Annotated in this window: 17 protein-coding genes; 1 reads left to right on the top strand and 16 read right to left on the bottom strand. The window is 68.9% G+C overall.

All coding sequences use genetic code 11. The features are described 5' to 3' along the window. Positions 1-11: 11 nt before the first annotated feature. The 15 genes from BJY18_RS19910 to BJY18_RS19980 form a co-directional block, all read right to left on the bottom strand. A complete protein-coding gene (locus BJY18_RS19910) occupies positions 12-1,562 on the bottom strand; it encodes an NADH-quinone oxidoreductase subunit M (protein ID WP_184781395.1) in 1,551 nt (516 codons plus the stop codon). A gap of 1 nt (position 1,563) precedes the next feature. Beyond that, positions 1,564-3,471 carry an NADH-quinone oxidoreductase subunit L gene (gene nuoL, locus BJY18_RS19915; RefSeq protein ID WP_184781396.1) on the bottom strand — a complete coding sequence of 636 codons (1,908 nt, stop codon included), beginning with the start codon at positions 3,469-3,471 and terminating at the stop codon, positions 1,564-1,566. A gap of 12 nt (positions 3,472-3,483) precedes the next feature. Then, the gene (gene nuoK / locus BJY18_RS19920) at positions 3,484-3,783 is read right to left on the bottom strand and encodes an NADH-quinone oxidoreductase subunit NuoK (RefSeq protein ID WP_184781397.1); all 300 of its coding nucleotides are present in this window, start codon (positions 3,781-3,783) and stop codon (positions 3,484-3,486) included. Continuing rightward, positions 3,780-4,652 carry an NADH-quinone oxidoreductase subunit J gene (locus tag BJY18_RS19925; protein WP_184781398.1) on the bottom strand — a complete coding sequence of 291 codons (873 nt, stop codon included), beginning with the start codon at positions 4,650-4,652 and terminating at the stop codon, positions 3,780-3,782. Before BJY18_RS19925 ends, nuoK begins: the two co-directional genes overlap by 4 nt. Continuing rightward, positions 4,649-5,188, bottom strand: coding sequence for an NADH-quinone oxidoreductase subunit NuoI (gene nuoI / locus BJY18_RS19930; RefSeq protein WP_184781399.1), 540 nt, complete (start codon positions 5,186-5,188; stop codon positions 4,649-4,651). The genes BJY18_RS19925 and nuoI overlap by 4 nt, the downstream gene beginning before the upstream one ends. Beyond that, positions 5,175-6,521, bottom strand: a complete 1,347-nt coding sequence (gene nuoH, locus BJY18_RS19935) for an NADH-quinone oxidoreductase subunit NuoH (RefSeq protein WP_184781400.1) — start codon at positions 6,519-6,521, stop codon at positions 5,175-5,177. Before nuoH ends, nuoI begins: the two co-directional genes overlap by 14 nt. Next, positions 6,518-8,983, bottom strand: a complete 2,466-nt coding sequence (locus BJY18_RS19940; RefSeq protein WP_184781401.1) for an NADH-quinone oxidoreductase subunit G — start codon at positions 8,981-8,983, stop codon at positions 6,518-6,520. The genes nuoH and BJY18_RS19940 overlap by 4 nt, the downstream gene beginning before the upstream one ends. Then, positions 8,980-10,275 (bottom strand): NADH-quinone oxidoreductase subunit NuoF, encoded by a 1,296-nt coding sequence (gene nuoF, locus BJY18_RS19945; RefSeq protein WP_184781402.1) that lies wholly within the window; start codon positions 10,273-10,275, stop codon positions 8,980-8,982. The genes BJY18_RS19940 and nuoF overlap by 4 nt, the downstream gene beginning before the upstream one ends. After that, on the bottom strand, positions 10,275-11,138 hold the full coding sequence (gene nuoE, locus BJY18_RS19950) for an NADH-quinone oxidoreductase subunit NuoE (protein WP_184781403.1): 864 nt from the start codon (positions 11,136-11,138) through the stop codon (positions 10,275-10,277). The genes nuoF and nuoE overlap by 1 nt, the downstream gene beginning before the upstream one ends. Continuing rightward, on the bottom strand, positions 11,135-12,508 hold the full coding sequence (locus BJY18_RS19955) for an NADH-quinone oxidoreductase subunit D (protein ID WP_184781404.1): 1,374 nt from the start codon (positions 12,506-12,508) through the stop codon (positions 11,135-11,137). Before BJY18_RS19955 ends, nuoE begins: the two co-directional genes overlap by 4 nt. A gap of 64 nt (positions 12,509-12,572) precedes the next feature. After that, positions 12,573-13,343 carry an NADH-quinone oxidoreductase subunit C gene (locus tag BJY18_RS19960; RefSeq protein ID WP_184781405.1) on the bottom strand — a complete coding sequence of 257 codons (771 nt, stop codon included), beginning with the start codon at positions 13,341-13,343 and terminating at the stop codon, positions 12,573-12,575. A 5-nt stretch (positions 13,344-13,348) separates the two neighbouring features. Next, the gene (locus BJY18_RS19965; RefSeq protein ID WP_184781406.1) at positions 13,349-13,897 is read right to left on the bottom strand and encodes a NuoB/complex I 20 kDa subunit family protein; all 549 of its coding nucleotides are present in this window, start codon (positions 13,895-13,897) and stop codon (positions 13,349-13,351) included. Between the two features lie 4 nt (positions 13,898-13,901). Continuing rightward, positions 13,902-14,312 carry an NADH-quinone oxidoreductase subunit A gene (locus tag BJY18_RS19970; protein ID WP_184784729.1) on the bottom strand — a complete coding sequence of 137 codons (411 nt, stop codon included), beginning with the start codon at positions 14,310-14,312 and terminating at the stop codon, positions 13,902-13,904. Between the two features lie 473 nt (positions 14,313-14,785). Next, entirely contained in the window at positions 14,786-16,078 is a 1,293-nt protein-coding gene (locus BJY18_RS19975) for a geranylgeranyl reductase family protein (protein ID WP_184781407.1), read from the bottom strand. A gap of 10 nt (positions 16,079-16,088) precedes the next feature. Further along, positions 16,089-16,778, bottom strand: a complete 690-nt coding sequence (locus BJY18_RS19980; protein ID WP_184781408.1) for a demethylmenaquinone methyltransferase — start codon at positions 16,776-16,778, stop codon at positions 16,089-16,091. 174 nt (positions 16,779-16,952) lie between these two features. Here BJY18_RS19980 and asnB point away from each other — a divergent pair, with 174 nt between their 5' ends. Then, positions 16,953-18,785, top strand: coding sequence for an asparagine synthase (glutamine-hydrolyzing) (gene asnB, locus BJY18_RS19985; RefSeq protein WP_184781409.1), 1,833 nt, complete (start codon positions 16,953-16,955; stop codon positions 18,783-18,785). A 21-nt stretch (positions 18,786-18,806) separates the two neighbouring features. Here the strand turns inward: asnB and BJY18_RS19990 are convergent, their stop codons facing one another. After that, positions 18,807-19,910, bottom strand: coding sequence for a glycosyltransferase family 4 protein (locus tag BJY18_RS19990; protein WP_184781410.1), 1,104 nt, complete (start codon positions 19,908-19,910; stop codon positions 18,807-18,809). Between the last annotated feature and the right edge of the window lie 3 nt (positions 19,911-19,913).

Here is a 19,913-nt window from a genome sequence, read left to right on the forward strand (position 1 = left end):
TCGAGCACGGTTTACTTGCCTCCCTGCACGGCAGACAGTGTCGCCTGCACCGACGGGGTGATCGTGTCGAGCATCGGCTTGGGATACACACCCAAGCCGATGATCAGGATGACCATCGGCGCGAGAATGGCGATCTCGCGTCCGCCGAGGTCCTTGATGGCCTTCTTGGCACCCAGTTCCGGTGCCATCGCGGTGCCGGGGCCGCCGCCGGCGCCGATCAGCGCGTCGCCCCGTACCGGGCCCTGCATGACCCGCTGGTAGAGCCACAGCACGTAGGCCGCGGCGAGCACCATGCCCACGGTCGCGATGATCGTGTACACCGGGTGGTCCACAAAGGACCCCAGCAGCACCAGGAACTCGCTGATGAACGAGTTCGTACCGGGCAGCGACAGCGCCGACAGCCCGGCGATCAGCAGCATCCCGCCCAGCAGCGGGGTCACCTTCGCCATCCCGCCGTAGTCCGAGATGCGGGTCGAACCACCGCGCATCACGATCAGGCCGACCACCACGATCAGCATGCCGGTGGAAAGGCTGTGGTTGAGCATGTAGGACACCGAGCCGACCATGGCCTGCTCGTTGAAGGTGAAGATGCCCAGCGCGATGAAGCCGAAGTGGGCGATCGAGACGTAGGCGAGGAACCGCTTCATGTCGGTCTGCCCGGCCGCGAGGATCGACCCGTAGATCACGCCGATCACCGAGAGCACCAGCACCAGCGGCGCCAGTGTCTTGCTCGCCTCCGGGAACATCGGCAGGCAGTAGCGCAGGAAGCCGAACGTGCCGACCTTGTCCAGCACGCCGACCAGCAGCACCGCGACGCCGATCGGCGCCTGGCCGGCCGCGTCGGGCAGCCAGGTGTGGAACGGCACCAGCGGGGCCTTGATCGCGAAGGCGAGGAAGAACCCGAGGAAGAGCCAGACCTGGGTGCCGGTCGGCGCGTCCCGCACCACGGTGACCAGGGTGGCCCAGTCGAAGGTGCCCTTGCCGAGCTTGTCCGAGGCCAGCGAGTACGCCCCGATCGCCGAGGCCAGCATGATCAGGCCGCCGAGGAACGAGTACAGGAAGAACTTCACCGCCGCGTACTGCCGGTTCGCGCCGCCGTAGCCGCCGATCAGGAAGTACATCGGGATCAGCATGATCTCGAACAGCACGTAGAAGAGGAACACGTCGGTCGCCGCGAAGACGCCGATCGTGATCGCCTCCTGCAGCAGGATCAGCGACAGGAACCCGCCGGCACTGCGGCCGGCCGGGAGCTTGTCGGTGAGCCCGAGCGCCCCCACCACGATCGGCACGAGCAGCGCGATCACCGCGATCATGATCAGCGAGATGCCGTCGGTGCCGAACGAGATGTGGATGCCGAACGTCGGGATCCAGTCCATCGTGGTGGCCTGCTGGATGCGTTCGCCCGAGGGCGAGTAGCTCGCCCAGAACGGAATGATCAGCAGGAACTCCACAATGGACACGACGAGCGCGGTCGCGACCGCCGCCCGGTCGTTCCCCTTGAGGAACGCCAGCGCCAGCGAGCCCACCAGGGGCAGCAGGATGAGCGCCAGAAGCCAAGTCATGTCAGGAGAACCTCACCAGCAGAAGGGCCGCCAGAAGCAGGAACGTGCCACCGAGCATGGACAACGCGTAGGACCGCACGAACCCGGTCTGCAGCCGGCGCAGCCGCCCGGATCCACCGCCGAGGGCCGCGGCGAGGCCGTTGACCGCCCCGTCCACCCCGCGGTTGTCCACGTAGACCAGCGCCCGCGACAGCCAGGTGCCCGGACGGGCGACCAGCGTCTCGTTGAGCGCGTTGCCGTAGAGGTCCCGCCGGGCCGCGCGGACCGGCCAGGACACCCGCTCGGGCTTCTCGACCGGGACGTCGCGCGACGGCCGGAACAGCCACACCGCCAGCAGCACGCCGATCGCCGCGAGCACCAGGGTGGCCGCCGGCACCGTCCACGACGGAATCGGGGTGTGCTCGGCCTCCTCGAACTCGCCGAGCACCGGGGACAGCCAGTCGACGAACCGGTTGCCCAGCGCGAAGAACGCGCCCGCACCGACCGAGCCGACCGCCAGGATCACCATCGGGATCCACATCACCGGCGTGGACTCGTGCGGGTGGAAGTCGCGGCCGTCGGCGGACTTGATCTCCTTCCACCGCGACTTGCCGAAGAAGGTCATCATCATCAGCCGGGTCATGTAGAACGCCGTGAGCCCGGCGCCGATCACCGTGGCGAGCCCGAACACCCAGCCACGCCAGCCTTCCTGGCCGAACGCGGCCTCGATGATCGCGTCCTTGGTGTAGTACCCGGTGAGGAACGGGAAGCCGATGATCGCCAGATAGCCGAGGCCGAAGGTGACGAAGGTGATCGGCATCTTCTTCGCCAGCCCGCCGAACTTGCGCATGTCGACCTCGTCGTTCATGCCGTGCATGACCGAACCGGCGCCGAGGAACAGCCCGGCCTTGAAGAAGCCGTGCGCGACCAGGTGCATGATGCCGAGCGCGTAGATGCCCGGCCCGAGCCCGACCGCCAGCATCATGTAGCCGATCTGGCTGACCGTGGAGTACGCGAGCACCTTCTTGATGTCGTCGTAGGCGCAGCCGACGATGCATCCGAGCAGCAGCGTGATCGCGCCGACCAGGGTGACCACGAGCCTGCCGTCCGGTGTGGCGCTGAAGATCACGTTCGAGCGGGCGACCAGGTAGACGCCCGCGGTGACCATCGTCGCCGCGTGGATCAGCGCGGACACCGGGGTCGGGCCCTCCATCGCGTCCGGCAGCCAGGCCTGCAGCGGGAACTGGCCCGACTTACCGCAGGCTCCGAGCAGCAGCAGGATCGCGATCGCGGTGATCGCGCCGGAGGGGATCTGCCCGCTTGCGACACCGTCGAAGACCTGCGCGTAGCCGGTCGAGCCGGTGTACTTGAACATCAGGAAGATCGCCAGCGCCAGCCCGACGTCCCCGACGCGGTTCATCAGGAACGCCTTCTTCGCCGCGGTCGCCGCGGCCGGGCGGTGCTGGTACCAGCCGATGAGCAGGTAGGACGCGAGGCCCACCCCCTCCCAGCCGAGGTACAGCGTCACGAAGCTGTTGCCCAGCACCAGAATCAGCATCGAGGCGACGAAGAGGTTCAGGTAGGCGAAGAACCGGTGCCTGCCCTCGTCGTCGGCCAGGTAGCCGATCGAGTAGAAGTGGATCAGCATGCCGACGCCGGTGATCAGCAGCACGAACGTCAACGACAGCGCGTCGATCCGCAGCCCGAAGTCCACCTGCAACTGGTCGACCGGGATCCAGGAGAACACCTTGGTGTCCACTGTGGATTTGCTGCCCGTGGCGAAGAACAGGATCACGGCGTACACGAAGGCCAGTACGACGGTGGCGGTGCCGAGCAGATGCCCCCACGCCCGTGCCCGTTTCCCGGAAAGCAGGAGAATCAGGGCGCCGAGGGCGGGCAGGGCCACCAGCAGCCACGATGATGCGGTCACTCGGTCTCTCCCCTAGTACTTCAGCAGGTTCGTGTCGTCGACCGAGGCCGAACGGCGGGTGCGGAAGATCGCCATGATGATCGCCAGGCCCACCACGACCTCGGCGGCGGCGACCACCATCACGAAGAACGCCATCACCTGGCCGTCCAGCCCGCCGTTGATCCGGGCGAAGGTGACCAGGCTGAGGTTCACCGCGTTGAGCATCAGCTCGATGCACATGAACACGACGATCGCGTTGCGGCGCACGAGCACGCCGACGGCTCCGATCGCGAACAGCAACGCCGAAAGCAGCAGGTAGTAGCTCGGGGTCACTTTCCTTCCCCTTCTTCTTCGCCCGTTTCGGGCTGCTCCGCGCCGACCAGCGCGTGCGCGTCCGGCTTCGGTCCCTCGTCCGCGATGAGCTTGCGGTCGCGCATCAGCTGGATCGCCGAAGTCGATTCGATGATCTCCGACAGCGACTCCGGCGCCACCGAACCGTCCGGCAGCAGTGCCGGGACGGCCACCGAGTTCGCGGTGGCGAACACCCCCGGCCCCGGCAGCGGCGACGGACGGTCGTGCTCACCGCGGAAGCGCATCTTGACCAGCTCGCGCTGGCTGAGCTTGCCGTTCTTGGCGTTGCGATCGGTGAACGCGAGCACCATGGCACCGAGCGCGGCGGTGATCAGCAGCGCGGAGGTCAGCTCGAACGGGAACAGGTACTCGGTGAAGATGATCCGGCCGAGCCCGCCGGCCGCGCCGCCTGCCGTGGAGTACGGGTCCAGCGGCTGCGCCGGCGTCACGTTCACCAGCGAGCGGAACACCCCGGCCGCGATCAGCGCGGCCAGCCCGACGCCGAGGACCGTGGCGGCCAGCCGCTGCCCGCGCAGCACCTCGACCACCGAATCGGAACTCTCCCGCCCGACCAGCATCAGCACGAACAGGAACAGCATCATGATCGCGCCGGTGTAGACGATGATCTGGGTGAACCCGAGGAACGGCGCGGACTGGGTCATGTACAGCGCGCCCAGGCTCAGCATGGTGAGCACCAGCCACAGCGCCGAGTGCACGGCGTTGCGGGAGAAGATCATCCCCAGCGCGCCGAGCAGGCAGACCGGGCCGAGGATCCAGAACGCGATGGCCTCGCCTACCGGAACCGACTGGTCGACCGCCCCCGTCGCCTGTGCGAGAACTGCGGCGATCATTGCTTCGCCTCCTGCGCCCCGCGGGCCAGTTCCGGCCCGTTGACGTAGTAGTCCTGTTCGTTCTCGCCGAGCCGCATCGGGTGCGGCGGCTGCTCCATCCCGGGCAGCAGCGGGGCGAGCAGGTCTTCCTTGGTGTAGATGAGCCGCTGACGGTCGTCGTCGGCGAGCTCGTAGAAGTTGATCATCGTGAGGGATCGCGTCGGGCACGCCTCGATGCACAGCCCGCAGCCGATGCAGCGCAGGTAGTTGATCTGGTAGTCCGCGCCGTAGCGTTCACCAGGGGAGTACCGCGCCTCCTCGGTGTTGTCGCCGCCCTCCACGAAGATCGCGTCCGCCGGGCAGGCCCACGCGCACAGTTCGCAGCCGACGCACTTCTCCAGCCCGTCCGGATGCCGGTTGAGCTGGTGGCGCCCGTGGTAGCGCGGGGCGGCCGGGGCACCGGCCTCCGGGTACTCCTCGGTGGCGACCTTCTTGAACATCATCCCGAAGGTGACGCCGAATCCCTTGATGGGATTGAGGAAGTCAGTTGCCGCCATCTTCTGCCCCTTCCTGTGCGGCTCCGGAGGTGACCCCGGCCGGCTTGCGCCGGGCGGCCCTCGCCTCCGCCTTGGCCAGCGCCTTCTGGCGCGGAGTGCTTTCCGGGACCCGCAGGTCCAGCGGCGGCAGCGGATGCCCGCCGCCGGTGAGATCCACGTACTCCGACTCCGGCAGCTTCTTGTCCGGCAGCGCGAGGCTCAGCAGCACGAGCACCACCAGCACCACTCCGACACCGATGAGGATCTGCGGCCAGCTCCACTGGATGGTCCTGATCGCCACCACGACGATGATCCAGACCAGGTTCACCGGGACCAGGACCTTCCAGCCCAGCCGCATGAACTGGTCGTAGCGCATCCGCGGCAGCGTGCCGCGCAGCCAGATGAAGCAGAACAGCAGCACGAAGGTCTTGGCGAAGAACCAGAGGACCGGCCACCAGTTCTGGTTCAGCGCCGAATCGTCGCCGACGAACGGGAACCGCCAGCCGCCGAGGAACAACGTGGTGCAGAACGCCGAGACGATCACCATGTTGACGTACTCGGCGAGGAAGAACATCGCGAACTTCATCGAGCTGTACTCGGTGTGGAACCCGCCGACCAGCTCCGATTCGGCCTCCGCGAGGTCGAACGGCGCGCGGTTGGTCTCGCCCACCATCGAGATCAGGTAGATCACGAAGCTCGGGATGAGCATGTAGAAGTACCAGCCGTGCGACTGCGCCTGCACGATCTCCGAGGTCTGCAGCGATCCGGCGTAGAGGATCACCGCGACGATCGACAGGCCCATCGCGATCTCGTAGGAGATCACCTGCGCGGCCGAGCGCAGCGCGCCGAGCAGCGGGTACGGCGATCCGGACGACCAGCCGGCGAGCACGATGCCGTACACGCCGATCGACGAGCAGGCCAGGACCACCAGCACGCCGACCGGCAGGTCCACCAGCTGCAGCGTGGTCTGCTCACCGAAGATCGAGACCACCGGGCCGAACGGGATGGCCGCCAGCGCGATCAGCGCGGGGACCGCGGACAGCACCGGCGCGAGGAAGTACACCTTGCGGTCGGCGGTGTCCGGGATGATCTGCTCCTTGAACGGGAGCTTCAGCGCGTCGGCCAGCGACTGCAGGTACCCGCCGGGGCCGACCCGGTTGGGACCGGGCCGGTTCTGCATCCGGCCGACCGCCTTGCGTTCCCAGACGATCAGGAAGATCGTCAGGATCGGCCCGATCAGCAGGATCACGATGGCCTTGATCAGGTAGAGCCACCAGGGGTCGTCGGCCAGGATCCGGGCGCGTTCCGCGGCGTCCGGGACCTGGGCGAGCAACTGGGTGAGCTGCGGGCTCACTGGTCACCTCCGGAGATCTGCACCAGCGCGCCGTGGCCCGCGGCGAGCGCGGGACGAACGGCGGAGCCGTCGGAGTTGCCGGGCAGCCACACGACGCCGTCCGGCAGGTCGGCGACCTCGATCGGCAGCGTGATCGAACCGCGCTCGTTCGACACCCGGACGGTGCCGCCGAGCCCTTCGGCAGTCGTGGCCGAGAGCCGGGCCACCGGGGTTCGCTGCGTGCCCTTGAGGTGTGGTTCGTCGTCCTGCAGCGATCCGTTGTCGATCAGCTGCCGCCAGGTCGCGAGCACCGCCTGCCCCGCACCGGGCACCGGCGCGGACTGCGCCGGCGTGGCGACGTGCCCCCGGTTCGGGACCGCCTGGCCGAGCTTCGCGAAGTCGCCCGCGGCGGCGGCCGGGGTCTGGGTGAACAGGTCGGCGTCCATCTCGACGGCGAGGGTGTCCAGGACCCGGCCGTCCGGCAGGGATCCGGTGCCCTCGAGCGTGATCGCGAACTCGCGGCGCCTGCCCTCCCAGTTGAGGTAGCTGCCCGCCTTCTCCGCGGACGGCGCGACCGGCAGGACCACGTCGGCCCGCTCGGTCACCTCGCTCGCCCGCAGTTCCAGGCTGACCACGAACCCGGCGTTGTCCAGCGCGCGCCGGGCGAGGTCCGGATCCGGCAGGTCGTTCGGGTCCACACCGCCGACGACGAGCGCGTCGAGCTGACCGCCGGAGGCCGCCTGCAGGATGCCCGTGGTGTCGCGCCCCGGCTCGGCCGGAATCGAAGCGCCCCAGTGCTTTTCGACCTCGGCGCGCGCGGCGTCGTCGGTCACCGGGCGACCGCCCGGAAGCAGGGTCGGCACGCATCCGGTGGCCAGCGCGCCCCGGTCGCCCGCACGCCGCGGGATCCAGGCGAGCCGCACGCCGGTGCGGTCGGCCAGCGCACGCAGTGCGGAGAACAGGCCGGGGATTTCCGCGGCGCGTTCACCGACCAGCACCACCGCGCCTTCGCCGCCGAGTGCCTCTTCGAGGTCCGGCGCGTGCTGCGCGATGCCTTCGACCGCGGCGGCCTCGCCACCCGGCACGCAGGCCAGCAGCTCGCCGAAGGTCTTGCGCACCGACGACGTCGTCCACTGTCCCAAGTGGACGACGCGGGTGCTGTTCTTGCGGGCCGCCTTGCGCAGCCGCAGGAACACGATCGGCGCTTCGTCCTCCGGCTCGAAGGCCACGCACAGCACCGTGCGGGCCTTCTCGAGGTCGGCGAACGTCACGCCGTTCACCTCGGCCGAGGCCACCCCCAGCGAGGTGAGCACCGCAAGCTCCTCGTCCGAGTGTGCCCGGGCGCGGAAGTCGATGTCGTTGGTGCGCAAGGCGACCCGAGCGAACTTCGAGTACGCGTAGGCGTCCTCGACGGTCAGCCGGCCCCCGGTGAGCACGCCGGCGCCGTTGCCCTCGCGGGCCTTCAGCAGACCGGCCGAGGCGACGCGGAGCGCGTCGGTCCAGGACGCCTCTTCCAGCTCACCGGCCTCGTTGCGGACCAGCGGACGGCGGATCCGGTCACCGGCCTGCAGGTAGCGGAACCCGAAGCGGCCCTTGTCGCACAGCCACTCCTCGTTCACCTCCGGGTCGTCACCGGCCAGCTTGCGCTGCACCTTGCCCCGCCGGAAGTCGGTGCGCTCGGCGCAGCCGGACGAGCAGTGCTCGCACACGCTCGGCGAGGACACCAGGTCGAACGGCCGCGACCGGAACCGGTAGGCCGCGCTGGTCAGCGCGCCGACCGGGCAGATCTGGATCACGTTGCCGGAGAAGTAGGACTGGAACGGCTGACCGGACGTCGTGCGCGAGGCCAGGTCGAGGACGTCCGCGGTCTCCGCGGTGCCGATCTGCTGGTGCGCGCCGCGCTCCAGCAGCTCGATGAACGGGTCCCCGGCGATCTGTGCGGAGAACCGGGTGCAGCGCTGGCACAGCACGCACCGTTCCCGGTCCAGCAGCACCTGGGTGGAGATCGGCAGCGGCTTCGGGAAGGTGCGCTTGGTGTCGACGAAGCGCGAATCCGTGCGGCCGTGCGCGAGTGCCTGGTTCTGCAGCGGGCATTCGCCGCCCTTGTCGCAGATCGGGCAGTCCAGCGGGTGGTTGATCAGCAGCAGCTCCATCACGCCCTGCTGCGCCTTGTCCGCCACCGGCGAAGTCAGCTGCGTCTTGACCACCATGCCGTCCGCGACCGTCATGGTGCACGAGGCCTGCGGCTTCGGCATCGGACGGCCGCCCATCTCGACCTCGACCAGGCACTGGCGGCAGGCGCCTGCCGGGTCGAGCAGCGGATGGTCGCAGAACCGCGGGATGACCGTGCCGAGCCGCTCGGCGGTGCGGATCAGCAGCTCGCCCTTGGGCGCGATGACCTCTTCCCCGTCGATGGTCAGCTTCACGTGGCCCTCGGGGACCGGGGTCTCCTCGGTCGTGGGCTTGTCGGGCGCGATCGTCATGCCTGCGCTCCCACCAGTTCGTGCGCGGTTGCGGAACCCTGCTGTTGCCGGCAGAGCGCCAGGAACTCGTCCCGGAAGTACTTGATGCCGCTGGTGATCGGCGAAACCGCACCGTCCCCGAGCGCGCAGAACGAGCGGCCGAGGATGTTGTCGCAGACGTCCAGCAGGGTGTCGATGTCCTCGGCGGTGCCGTGGCCCTCGACCATCCGCTCCAGGATTTGGGTGAGCCAGTACGTGCCCTCCCGACACGGCGTGCACTTGCCGCAGGACTCGTGCTCGTAGAACTGCGTCCACTTCATCACCGCCCACGGCACGGACACGGTCTCGTTGAAGACCTGCACCGCGGTGGTGCCGAGCATCGAACCGGCCTCGGCCGCGCCCTCGAAGTCGAGCGGCGTGTCCAGGTGCTCGGCGGTGAACATCGGCGTGGACGAACCACCCGGCGTCCAGAACTTGAGCGGAATGCCGTCCTTCATCCCGCCGGCCAGCTCCAGCAGCTCACGCAGCGTGGTGCCGAGCGGGCACTCGTACTGGCCAGGCTTTTCCACGTGTCCGGAGATCGAGTAGATCTTCGGACCGGGCGACTTCTCCCGGCCCATCTCGCGGAACCAGGCCGAACCGGCGTTGACGATGTACGGCGCGCTCGCGATGGTCTCGACGTTGTTCACCGTGGTCGGCGCGGCGTACAGGCCGGCGGCGGCGGGGAACGGCGGCTTGAGCCGCGGCTGGCCACGGCGGCCTTCGAGCGAGTCGAGCAGCGCGGTTTCCTCACCGCAGATGTACGCGCCGGCGCCGGCGTGCACAGTCAGCTCGAGGTCGTAGCCGGTGCCGAAGATGTTCTTGCCGAGGTAGCCCTTGCGGTACGCCTCCCGCGTGGCCGCGTTGAGCCGCCGGATGCAGTGCAGTGCCTCGCCGCGCACGTAGATGAAGCAGTGGTGCGAACGCATCGCGTACGAGGCGATGATGCAGCCTTCGATGAGCGAGTGCGGGTCGGCCATCATCAGCGGGATGTCCTTGCAGGTACCCGGTTCGCCCTCGTCGGCGTTGATCACCAGATAATGCGGCTTGTCCTCGTTGGGCGGCATGAACGACCACTTCACGCCCGCCGGGAAGCCCGCGCCGCCGCGACCGCGGAGACCGGAGTCCTTGACCACAGCCACGAGCTGCTCCGGCGTGGCCGCCAGTGCCTTGCGCGCGGCGGTGTAGCCCTCGAGCTGCTCGTAGGTCTCGATCCGCCAGGATTCCGGCGACAGCCAGCGCTTCGTGAGGACCGGAGTAATGGGATCAGGCATTACTTCTTCTCCACTTCTGGCAGCGGTACGTCCTGCGCACCCGGCGCGGTCCAGCCGCGGTCGGTGGCGAGCTGCGCGCCCCGCAGCGTCTCGACGGCCTGCGACGGCCCGTCGACGTCCCCGCGGTAGGTCGCCTCGTCCTCCGGGAAGAACCCGGCCAGCTGCAGTTCGGCACCCTTGAAGTCGCTCAGCGGCGCACCCCGGGTCGGCGCCGGTTTCGTGCCCGCCCGCAGCGCGTCGACCAGTGCGACCGCCTGGTCCGTGGTCTGGTTGTCGTAGTACTCGTAGTTGACCTGGAGCACCGGTCCGAGGTCGCAGGCGGCCAGGCACTCCGCGTGCTCCAGCGTGATCGAGCCGGGCTCCCCCGGCGTACCCGCGGTCTCCTCGTGGCCCAGCGGCTTGTCCGCGGAGCCGAGGTGGGTCTGGAGCGTGCGGTAGATGTCGTCGCCACCCAGCGCCGCGCACAGCGTGTTGGTGCACACGCTCACCAGGTGCTCACCGCACGGGCGGCGCTTGTACATGGTGTAGAAGGTGGCGACCGCGCTGACCTCGGCGTCGGTCAGGTCGAGCTGCCGGGCGCAGAACCCGATGCCCTCCTGGCTCACGTAGCCCTGCACCGACTGCACCAGGTGCAGCATCGGCAGCAGCGCGGAACGCGACACCGGGTAGCGGGCGATGATCTCCTTCGCCTGCCGCTCGGTGTCCGCGCCGAAGATGTCCGCCGCCGGAGCGTCGGCGAGGATCCCTTCCGCGACAGCGGGTTCCGGGGCGATGCCGACGACGTCGGTGTCGCCGCCCGCGGCCGCGTACGTGGTCTCCGCGTCCCGTGGTCCCGGTTCCGGGACTGCGGTCGGGTTCGTCATCGGTCCACTCCCCCCATCACCGGGTCGATCGAGGCGACCGCGGCGATCACGTCGGCCACCAGCCCGCCCTCGGACATCGCGGGCATCGACTGCAGGTTCACGAAACTGGGCTCCCGCATGTGCACCCGCAGCGGCCGGGTGCCGCCGTCGGACACCAGGTGCGCGCCGATCTCGCCGCGGGGCGATTCGACCGGCGTGTACACCTGGCCCGGCGGCACGTGGAAGCCCTCGGTGACGAGCTTGAAGTGGTGGATCAGCGATTCCATCGACTGGCCCATGATCTTCTTCACGTGCTCGAGCGAGTTGCCCATGCCGTCGCTGCCGATGGACAGCTGCGCGGGCCAGGCGACCTTCTTGTCCTCGACCATCACCGGGCCCGGTTCGAGCTTGGCCAGCACCTGCTTGATGATCCGCAGGCTCTGGTGCATCTCCTCGACCCGGATCAGGTACCGCGACCAGCAGTCCGCGTCGGTGGAGGTGGGGATGTCGAACTCGAACTCGTCGTAGCGCGAGTACGGCTCGGTCTTGCGCAGGTCCCACGGCAGGCCCGCGGAGCGCAGGATCGGTCCGGTGATGCCGAGCGCGAGGCAGGCGTCCAGCGGCAGCACGCCCACGCCCTTGAGCCGGTTGCGCCAGATCGGCTGACCGGTGAAGAGCTTGTCGTACAACGGAAGCCGCTGGTCCATCACCTTGATGAACTCGGTGACCTTCTCCTCGAAGTCCGCGGGCATGTCCTGCGCGAGCCCGCCAGGGCGGATGAACGCGTGGTTCATCCGCAGCCCGGTCAGCTCCTCCAGCAGGTGCAGCACCACCTCGCGCTCGCGGAACCCGAGCGTCATCGCCGTGGTGGCGCCGAGCTCCATCCCGCCGGTGGCGATGTAGACCAGGTGCGAGCCGATTCGGTTGATCTCCAGCAGCAGCACCCGCAGCAGCTCCGCGCGCGGCGGCGCCTGGATCCCGAGTAGCTTCTCCACCCCGAGGCAGTAGGCCATTTCGGTGGACAGCGGCGCGAGGTAGTCCATCCGCGTCACGAAGGTGACGCCCTGGGTCCACGTCCGGTACTCGCAGTTCTTCTCGATACCGGTGTGCAGGTAGCCGATGACCGACCGCAGCTGCGTGACGGTCTCGCCCTCCATCTCCAGCACGAGCCGGAGCACGCCGTGCGTGGACGGGTGCTGCGGGCCCATGTTGATGACCATGCGCTCGTCGTGCCCGGCGTCGGAGACGATGTCGTCCCAGTCACCGCCGGACACCGAGTAGACGCGGCCTTCGGTGGTCTCGCGCGAATCGGCGTAGTCGACGCTGTCGGCACCGGTGGACGAGGTGTCGGTGCCGGTCGTGACGTCGGAGAGGTTTTCGCTGGTAGTCACGAGTGCGACCTCCGCTGCTGTGGACAGAGCCGGGATTTCCGCGCCCGGCCGGACGTCTCGATGCTCACGAGTACGACCTCCGCTGGTCCGGCGGCGGGATTTCCGCGCCCTTGTATTCGACCGGGATCCCGCCGAGCGGGTAGTCCTTGCGCTGCGGGTGCCCGTCCCAGTCATCCGGCATGAGGATCCGGGTCAGCGCCGGGTGGCCGTCGTAGACGATGCCGAACATGTCGTAGGCCTCGCGCTCCTGCCAGTCCGCGGTCGGGTACAGCTCGACCAGCGAGGGCACGTGTGGGTCCTCGATGTCCAGGGTGACCTCGAGCCGGATCCGCCGCCGGTAGGTCATCGACGTGAAGTGGTAGACCGAGTGCAGCCGCTGCGGGACGTCCACGCCGTAGTCCACTCCGGACACCGAGCTGAGCAGTTCGAACCGCAGGCCCGCGTCGTCACGCAGCACACCGGCGATGCCGACCAAATGCTCGCGCTCGACGTAGAAGGTGATCTCGTCGCGGTGCACGGTGGTCTGCAGGATCGCCGACGCCGGGATGTTGTTGTCCGCCATGGCCGCGTAGAGCTCGTCGGCAAACTCGTCGAACCAGCCGCCGTACGGGCGTTCCGCGGGCGGCGGGGTGAACGCGGGCAGCCGCAGGCCGCCGTAGCCGGAGGTGTCGCCACTGCCGCTGACGCCGAACATGCCCGCGCGGGCGCGGCCGGCGACGACCGGTTCGGCGGGTTCGGCCGGTCGCGTGCCGTGCGGTTCCAGGCCGGCGTCCGGCCGCTGCGCGCTGGACTGCTCCCCGCCGGTTTCGGGCTTCTCTTCAGGGTTTTCGGGCACCGGACTCACTTCTTCGCGTACTTGATCGAGGACGGGACCAGCTCGGTGCGCGCGCCGCTGGCCGCGCGCAGGGCGGCGCGGCGGGCGTTGATCGGCTCGTCCTGGACCTTGGCGTGCAGCTTGAGGATCGCGTCGAGCAGCATCTCCGGGCGCGGCGGGCAGCCGGGGAGGTACATGTCGACCGGCACCACGTGGTCGACCCCCTGCACCACGGCGTAGTTGTTGAACATGCCGCCGGAGGAGGCGCACACGCCCATCGCCAGCACCCACTTGGGCTCGGCCATCTGGTCGTAGATCTGCCGCAGCACCGGCGCCATCTTCTGGGTCACCCGGCCGGCCACGATCATCAGGTCGGCCTGCCGCGGCGTGGCGCTGAACCGCTCCATGCCGAAGCGGGCGATGTCGTAACGGGATCCGCCCGCGGTCATCATCTCGATCGCACAGCAGGCGAGACCGAAGGTGGCGGGCCACATCGAGTTCTTGCGTGCCCAGTTGACCAGGCCCTCGAGACTGGCCAGCAGGATGCCGTTGGGGAGTTTCTCTTCCAGACCCATGGGCTCAGTTCCAATCCAGGCCGCCGCGCCGCCACACGTAGGCGTAGGCGAAGCCGACCGTAACGATGAACAGCAGGATCTCCACCAGGCCGAACACGCCGAGCGCGCCGGCGTTCACCGCGAACGGGTAGAGGAACACCATCTCGATGTCGAACAGGATGAACAGCATCGCGGTGATGTAGTACGCCACCGGCATCCGGCCGCCGCCGACGAGCGGCTGCGGCGAGGGTTCGATGCCGCATTCGTAGGCCGACGTCTTCGCCTTGTTGTAGCGGCTCGGGCCGACGAGCGGGCCCAGCGACACCGAAAACACGGCGAACGCGGCCGCGAGCACGAACAGCAGAACGAGCGGCAGGTACACCTTCAGGCCGGGCGCCGCCGTCCCGGAGTCGGCCTGCGCCAGCACGGACACCATCAGCACGGGATCTTTCGCCATCCTTTCCGCGCCGCTGCGGGTTGCTTCTCGGGTGGTGGTCCGAGTCCCCGGCGGAACCCTAAGGGAGCTGGGTCACACCGCCGAGGGTCAGGGCACCCTTACGGCCCGTGGCCGGTCCGTAAGGAGCTTGTGAAATAGTTCACAAGCCACTCGTCGCGGTTGTGAAGCGATTCACAAAGCATGGGGGGAGTGTAGGACGCGAGTCACACGGTTGTCCCTAGGGGCCGTGGTATAAGGCTTACCTAACTTGACCGGACGGCCAACCCGGTGCACCTGCGGACACAGTGGGCAGACCTGCGGTAAAGGGTTCTTGAGGAACCGCGCCGGACGGTCCGCCGGACGCGACCTTGTGACGCATCCCACCTGACCGGCCAGGCAACCATTGCTCCAGCCGGGTAGTTCCACGCGTGAACGGCGAGACCGGTACCAACCGGGACCGCCACTCGCGAGGGTCAGCGCGGGCTGGGGGTGGCGCGCGAGAGGGCGGCGATCAGGCGGTCGACGCCATCGCCGCCGCGTGCGTCGTAGCAACCGGAAAGTCCCTTGTACACCAACGGAAGGATCTTGTTGATCCGCAGCCCGTACTTGGTCGCGGCGTGCATGACGGCGGGTTTGCCGATCAGCTTCGCGAACACGTTGCCGAGCCGGTAGTAGCCACCCATCAGGTCGGCCACGGCACGCGGGTAGCCGGCCAGTGCGCGTTCCCGCGACGGTCCTTCCGGACGGGCCAGCGCCTGCACGACGACCTCCGCGGCGACCTGCGCGGACTCCATCGCGGCCGAGATGCCCTCGCCGTTGAACGGGCTCACCATGCCACCCGCGTCGCCGAGCAGCAGCAGGCCGTCGCGGTAGTGCGGGGTGCGGTTGAAGCCCATCGGCAGCCCGGCGCCGCCGACCTTGCCGACCGCGTTTTCCTCGCGGTAGCCCCATTCCTCGGGTGTGCCATCGAGCCACTGCCGCAGCAGCGCGCGGTAGTCGGTGTTGCGGAACGAGGCGGACGTGGACAGCATGCCGAGACCGACGTTGACCGTGCCGTCGCCGAGCGGGAACGCCCAGCCGTAGCCGGGCAGCAGCTTCGGATTCCGCGGGTCCGAGCGGTCCCACAGCTCCAGGTGGCCCTCGATGAACGGGTCGTCGTGCCGCGGGCTCTTGTAGTAGCGCCGGACCGCGACACCCATCGGGCGCTTCTCGTTCTTCTCGATGCCGACGCTCAGCGCGAGCCGCGCGGACACGCCGTCGCAGGCCAGCACGAGCGGCGCGCGGTAGCTCACCGGCGTCTTCTCCGGGCCGACCTTCGCCTCCACCCCGACCACCCGGCCGGCGGCGTTCGTGATCGCGCCGGTCACCGTGGTGCGCTCGTACAGCCGGGCGCCCGCCTTCACCGCGGTCTTCGCCAGCAGATCGTCGAAGTCCTGGCGGGTGCGCGCGACGCCGTAGGGCGGATAGCTGGTCAGGTCCGGCCAGTCGAGCTCCAGCGTGAGATCGCCGGTGAGGATGCGCAGTCCGCGGCTGTGCACCCAGCCGGCCTCCTCGCTGGTGTCGAGGCCCAGGTCGATCAGCTGCTTGACGCCACGCGGGGTGAGCCCGTCGCCGCACACCTTCTCGCGCGGGAACGCGGTCTTCTCCAGCAGGAGCACGTCGACACCCGAGCGGGCGAGGTACGTGGCCACGGTGGAACCGGCCGGTCCGGCGCCGACCACGATCACTTCGGCGTCGTGGTCCGGGCTGCGGCGCGAGGTCGTCATGCCCCCGAGTCTAAAGAGGCTTCCGCGCGCGGTGGATGGCGACGACGCCGAATGTGAGGTTCAGCCACTCGACCTCGGTCCAGCCCGCGCTCGCGATGGTCTCGCCCAGCGTCCGCTGGTCGGGCCAGGCGAGCATCGATTCGGCCAGGTAGGAGTAGGCCTCCGGATTGGTCGAGGAGCGGCTGCCGACCCAGGTCAGCGCCTTGAGGATGAACCGCCGGTAGACGAACCGGATGGGCGCGAACGTGGGCGTGGACACCTCGCAGATCACCAACCGTCCGCCCGGCTTGGTCACCCGCAGGATCTCGGTCAGCGCCGCCTTGGTGTCCACGAAGTTGCGCAGCGCGAGGGAGATCGTGACGGCGTCGAAGCTGTCGTCGGCGAAGGGCAGGTTCAGCGCGTCCGCGGCGACCATCGGCACCTGCCGGTGCAGGCCGGCCTTGAGCATGCCGACGGAGAAGTCCGCGGCCAGGCACCAGGCACCGCCACGGGCGTACTCGACGGTGGAGACCCCGGTCCCGGCCGCCAGGTCGAGCACCCGCTCCCCGGCCCGGGCGTCGAGCACCCGCGCGGTGGTGGTCCGCCAGCGGCGGTCGAACCCGAAGGTCATGAAGGAGTTGGCCCGGTCGTACCCGGACGCGACGCCGTCGAACATCGCGGCGACATCGTGCGGATCCTTCTCCAAGCTGGCGCGCGGCATACCCCTGAATCTAGACAGCGCCGTCCGGTTCGTCGCCGGGCGGGCCGTTTCCGCCACTTTCCGGCACGGTGCGCTCGCTCTACGTCACTCCTTTGCCGGGTAGTCCGATGATCATGACGCGGTTAATAGTTAGTTAGCACAGGCAACATATGGCCGTAACAAGGAAGGGCGCTTATGTGTGGCATCACCGGCTGGGTCTCGTTCCACCGCGACCTGACGCAGGAAGCAGCAGAACTGGACGCGATGACCGCGACCATGTCCTGCCGCGGTCCGGACGCGAACGGCGCCTGGGCCGTCCCGCACGCCGCGCTCGGCCACCGCAGGCTCGCCGTGATCGACCTGCCCGGCGGTGCGCAGCCGATGACCGTGGACACGCCGGACGGTCCGGTCGCGATGGTGTACTCGGGCGAGGCCTACAACTTCACCGAACTGCGGGACGAGCTGCGCCGGCGTGGCGCGAAGTTCAGCACCGACTCGGACACCGAGGTCGTGCTGCGCGGATACCTGGAGTGGGGCGAGGCGCTCGTCGAGCGGCTCAACGGGATGTACGCCTTCGCCATCTGGGACACCCGCTCCGACAAGCTGGTGATGATCCGCGACCGGATGGGGATCAAGCCGTTCTACTACTACGAGACCGAGGACGGCGTGCTGTTCGGCTCCGAGCCGAAGGCGATACTGGCCAACCGGCTGGCCGAGCACGTGATCACCACCGACGGGCTGCGGGAGCTGTTCGCCTTCGCCAAGACCCCCGGGCACGCGGTGTGGTCGGGCATGCGGGAGCTGCGGCCAGGGCACCTGGCCGTCGTCGACCGTTCCGGACTGCGCGAGACCTGCTACTGGCAGCTCGAGGTCACTGACCACACCGACAGCACCGAAGAGACCGTCGCGCACGTCCGTTCACTGCTCGACGACATCATCCGGCGTCAGCTCGTCGCCGACGTGCCGCGGTGCACCCTGCTGTCCGGCGGCCTCGACTCGTCCGCGATGACCGCGATCGCCGCGGCGCAGCTGCAGGAACAAGGCGAGGTGGTGCGCAGTTTCGCGGTCGATTTCCCCAACCAGGCGGAGAACTTCCGCGCCGAGGACATCGCACCCACCCAGGACACCCCGTACGTGCACGCGGTTGCCGAGCACATCGTCTGCGAGCACAAGGACATCATGCTCGACGGCGGGGCGATGGCCGATCCGGCGACCCGCGCCGCGGCGGTCGCGGCCCGGGACCTGCCGATCGGGCTCGGCGACCGGGACAACTCGCTGTACCTGCTGTTCAAGGCGATCCGGGAGGAGTCGACGGTCGCGCTGTCCGGCGAATCCGCGGACGAGGTGTTCGGCGGCTATCCGTGGTTCCACAACGAGCAGCGCGAGGCGGACACGTTCCCGTGGCTGGCCAACCAGAAGTCGCCGATCAGCCCCGCCTCGATGATGCACGCCGACCTCACCGCCAAGCTGGACCTGGAGACCTACAAGGCCGACCAGTACCGCCAGGCACTGCGCGAGGTTCCCTACCGTGACGACGAAACCGGGTTGGAACGGCGGATGCGCGAGGTGTGCTACCTGCATCTGACGCGGATGGTGCAGACTCTGCTGGACCGCAAGGACCGGATGTCCATGGCGGTGGGCCTGGAAGTTCGCGTGCCGTTCTGTGACCACCGGCTGGTGCAGTACGTGTTCAACACGCCGTGGTCGCTCAAGACCTACGACGGCCGGGAAAAGAGCATCCTGCGCGGCGCCACCCGGGACACGCTGCCCGACAGCGTGGCGAACCGGAAGAAGAGCGGCTATCCGGGCAGCTTCGACCCGGCCTACCTGGCGGCCATCCAGTCGCACGCGCGGGAGCTGGTTTCCGGCGACCACGCGGCACTGGAGTTCTACGACCGGGACGCGGTGCTGGCCGCGAGCGGCGCGGGCATCGCCGAAATCACCAACCAGCAGCGCTCCGGCCTGGAACGGTTCCTCGACGTGGCCACCTGGATGGACCTGCGCAAGCCGACCCTGAAACTCGGCTGAGCACCCGGCTTCGGTACGCGGTCAGCCGAGAGCGTCGAGCATGCCGCGTACCGAGGCAGGCCATGCGAAGTCCTCCGCCCGCGACCGGGCCGCGGCGCGGCGGAGGTCTTCCGGGCTGTCCAGCAATCCGGTGACCGCGGTGGCGAACGCCGGGGCGTGATCGTCCACCGCGGCTCCGCAGCCGGGCTGCACGATCTCGCGCAGCGCGGACGAAGCCGAAACCACCACCGGGGTACCCGACGCGAGCGCCTCGAGCGCGGCGAGCCCGAACGTCTCATGTGGACCAGGGGCGAGTGAAACGTCCGAAGTGGCCAGCAACCGGGCCACCTCGTCCCGACCGGAGAGGAATCCGAGGAAGGTCACCGGCAAACCGCGCGCACGGCGTTCCAGTGCGCGCCGCCGGGGACCGTCGCCGGCGATGACCAGCCGGACGCGGGCACCCGATTCGGTCAGCTCGGCCACGGTGTCCACGCTGCGCTCCACGTGTTTCTCCGGCGACAACCGGCCACAGTGGACCAACAGAGCGTCGGCACCGCCGGCCAGTGCATAGCGCCAGCCGTCGTCGCGCATGGACGGGGCGAACGTGGCCAGGTCGACTCCGAGTGGCACCCGGCGTACGTTCGGCGCGGCGATCCGGTCGAATTCCGCGCGGGCGAAATAGGTGGTACAGACCACCGTGTCGTACCTCGCGGCCATCCGCCGGTTGGCCGTGTCCGCCACGCGGTGCGCCACCGGCCGGGGCAGCAGGAACTGCTCCAGCAGCCGGTCGAGCCGTTCGTGCGAGATCACCGTGCTGGGGATGCCGTTGCGCTGAGCCCAGCTGCCCATCCCCCGCAGGGTCAGCCGGTCGGACACCTCCAGCCGGTCCGGTTCCAGCCGGCGCAGCACACTCCGCACCCGGTGTGGGTCGATCGCGCGATACCCGCCGGTGCCCGGGATCCGCGGGGCGGGCAGCGAACAGCGCCGTACTCCGGTGGGCAGGTTTTCGACCGTGTAACGGGTTCCGGGCACCACCAGCGTCACCCGGTGCCCACTGGCGACGTACCCGGCGCCGAGGTGGTGCAGTGCGGTGCGCAACCCGCCCGAACGCGGTCCGTAGAAGTTCGCCAGCTGCACGATGTGCATGAC

This window comes from Amycolatopsis jiangsuensis, from assembly GCF_014204865.1.
Taxonomy (GTDB): domain Bacteria; phylum Actinomycetota; class Actinomycetes; order Mycobacteriales; family Pseudonocardiaceae; genus Amycolatopsis; species Amycolatopsis jiangsuensis.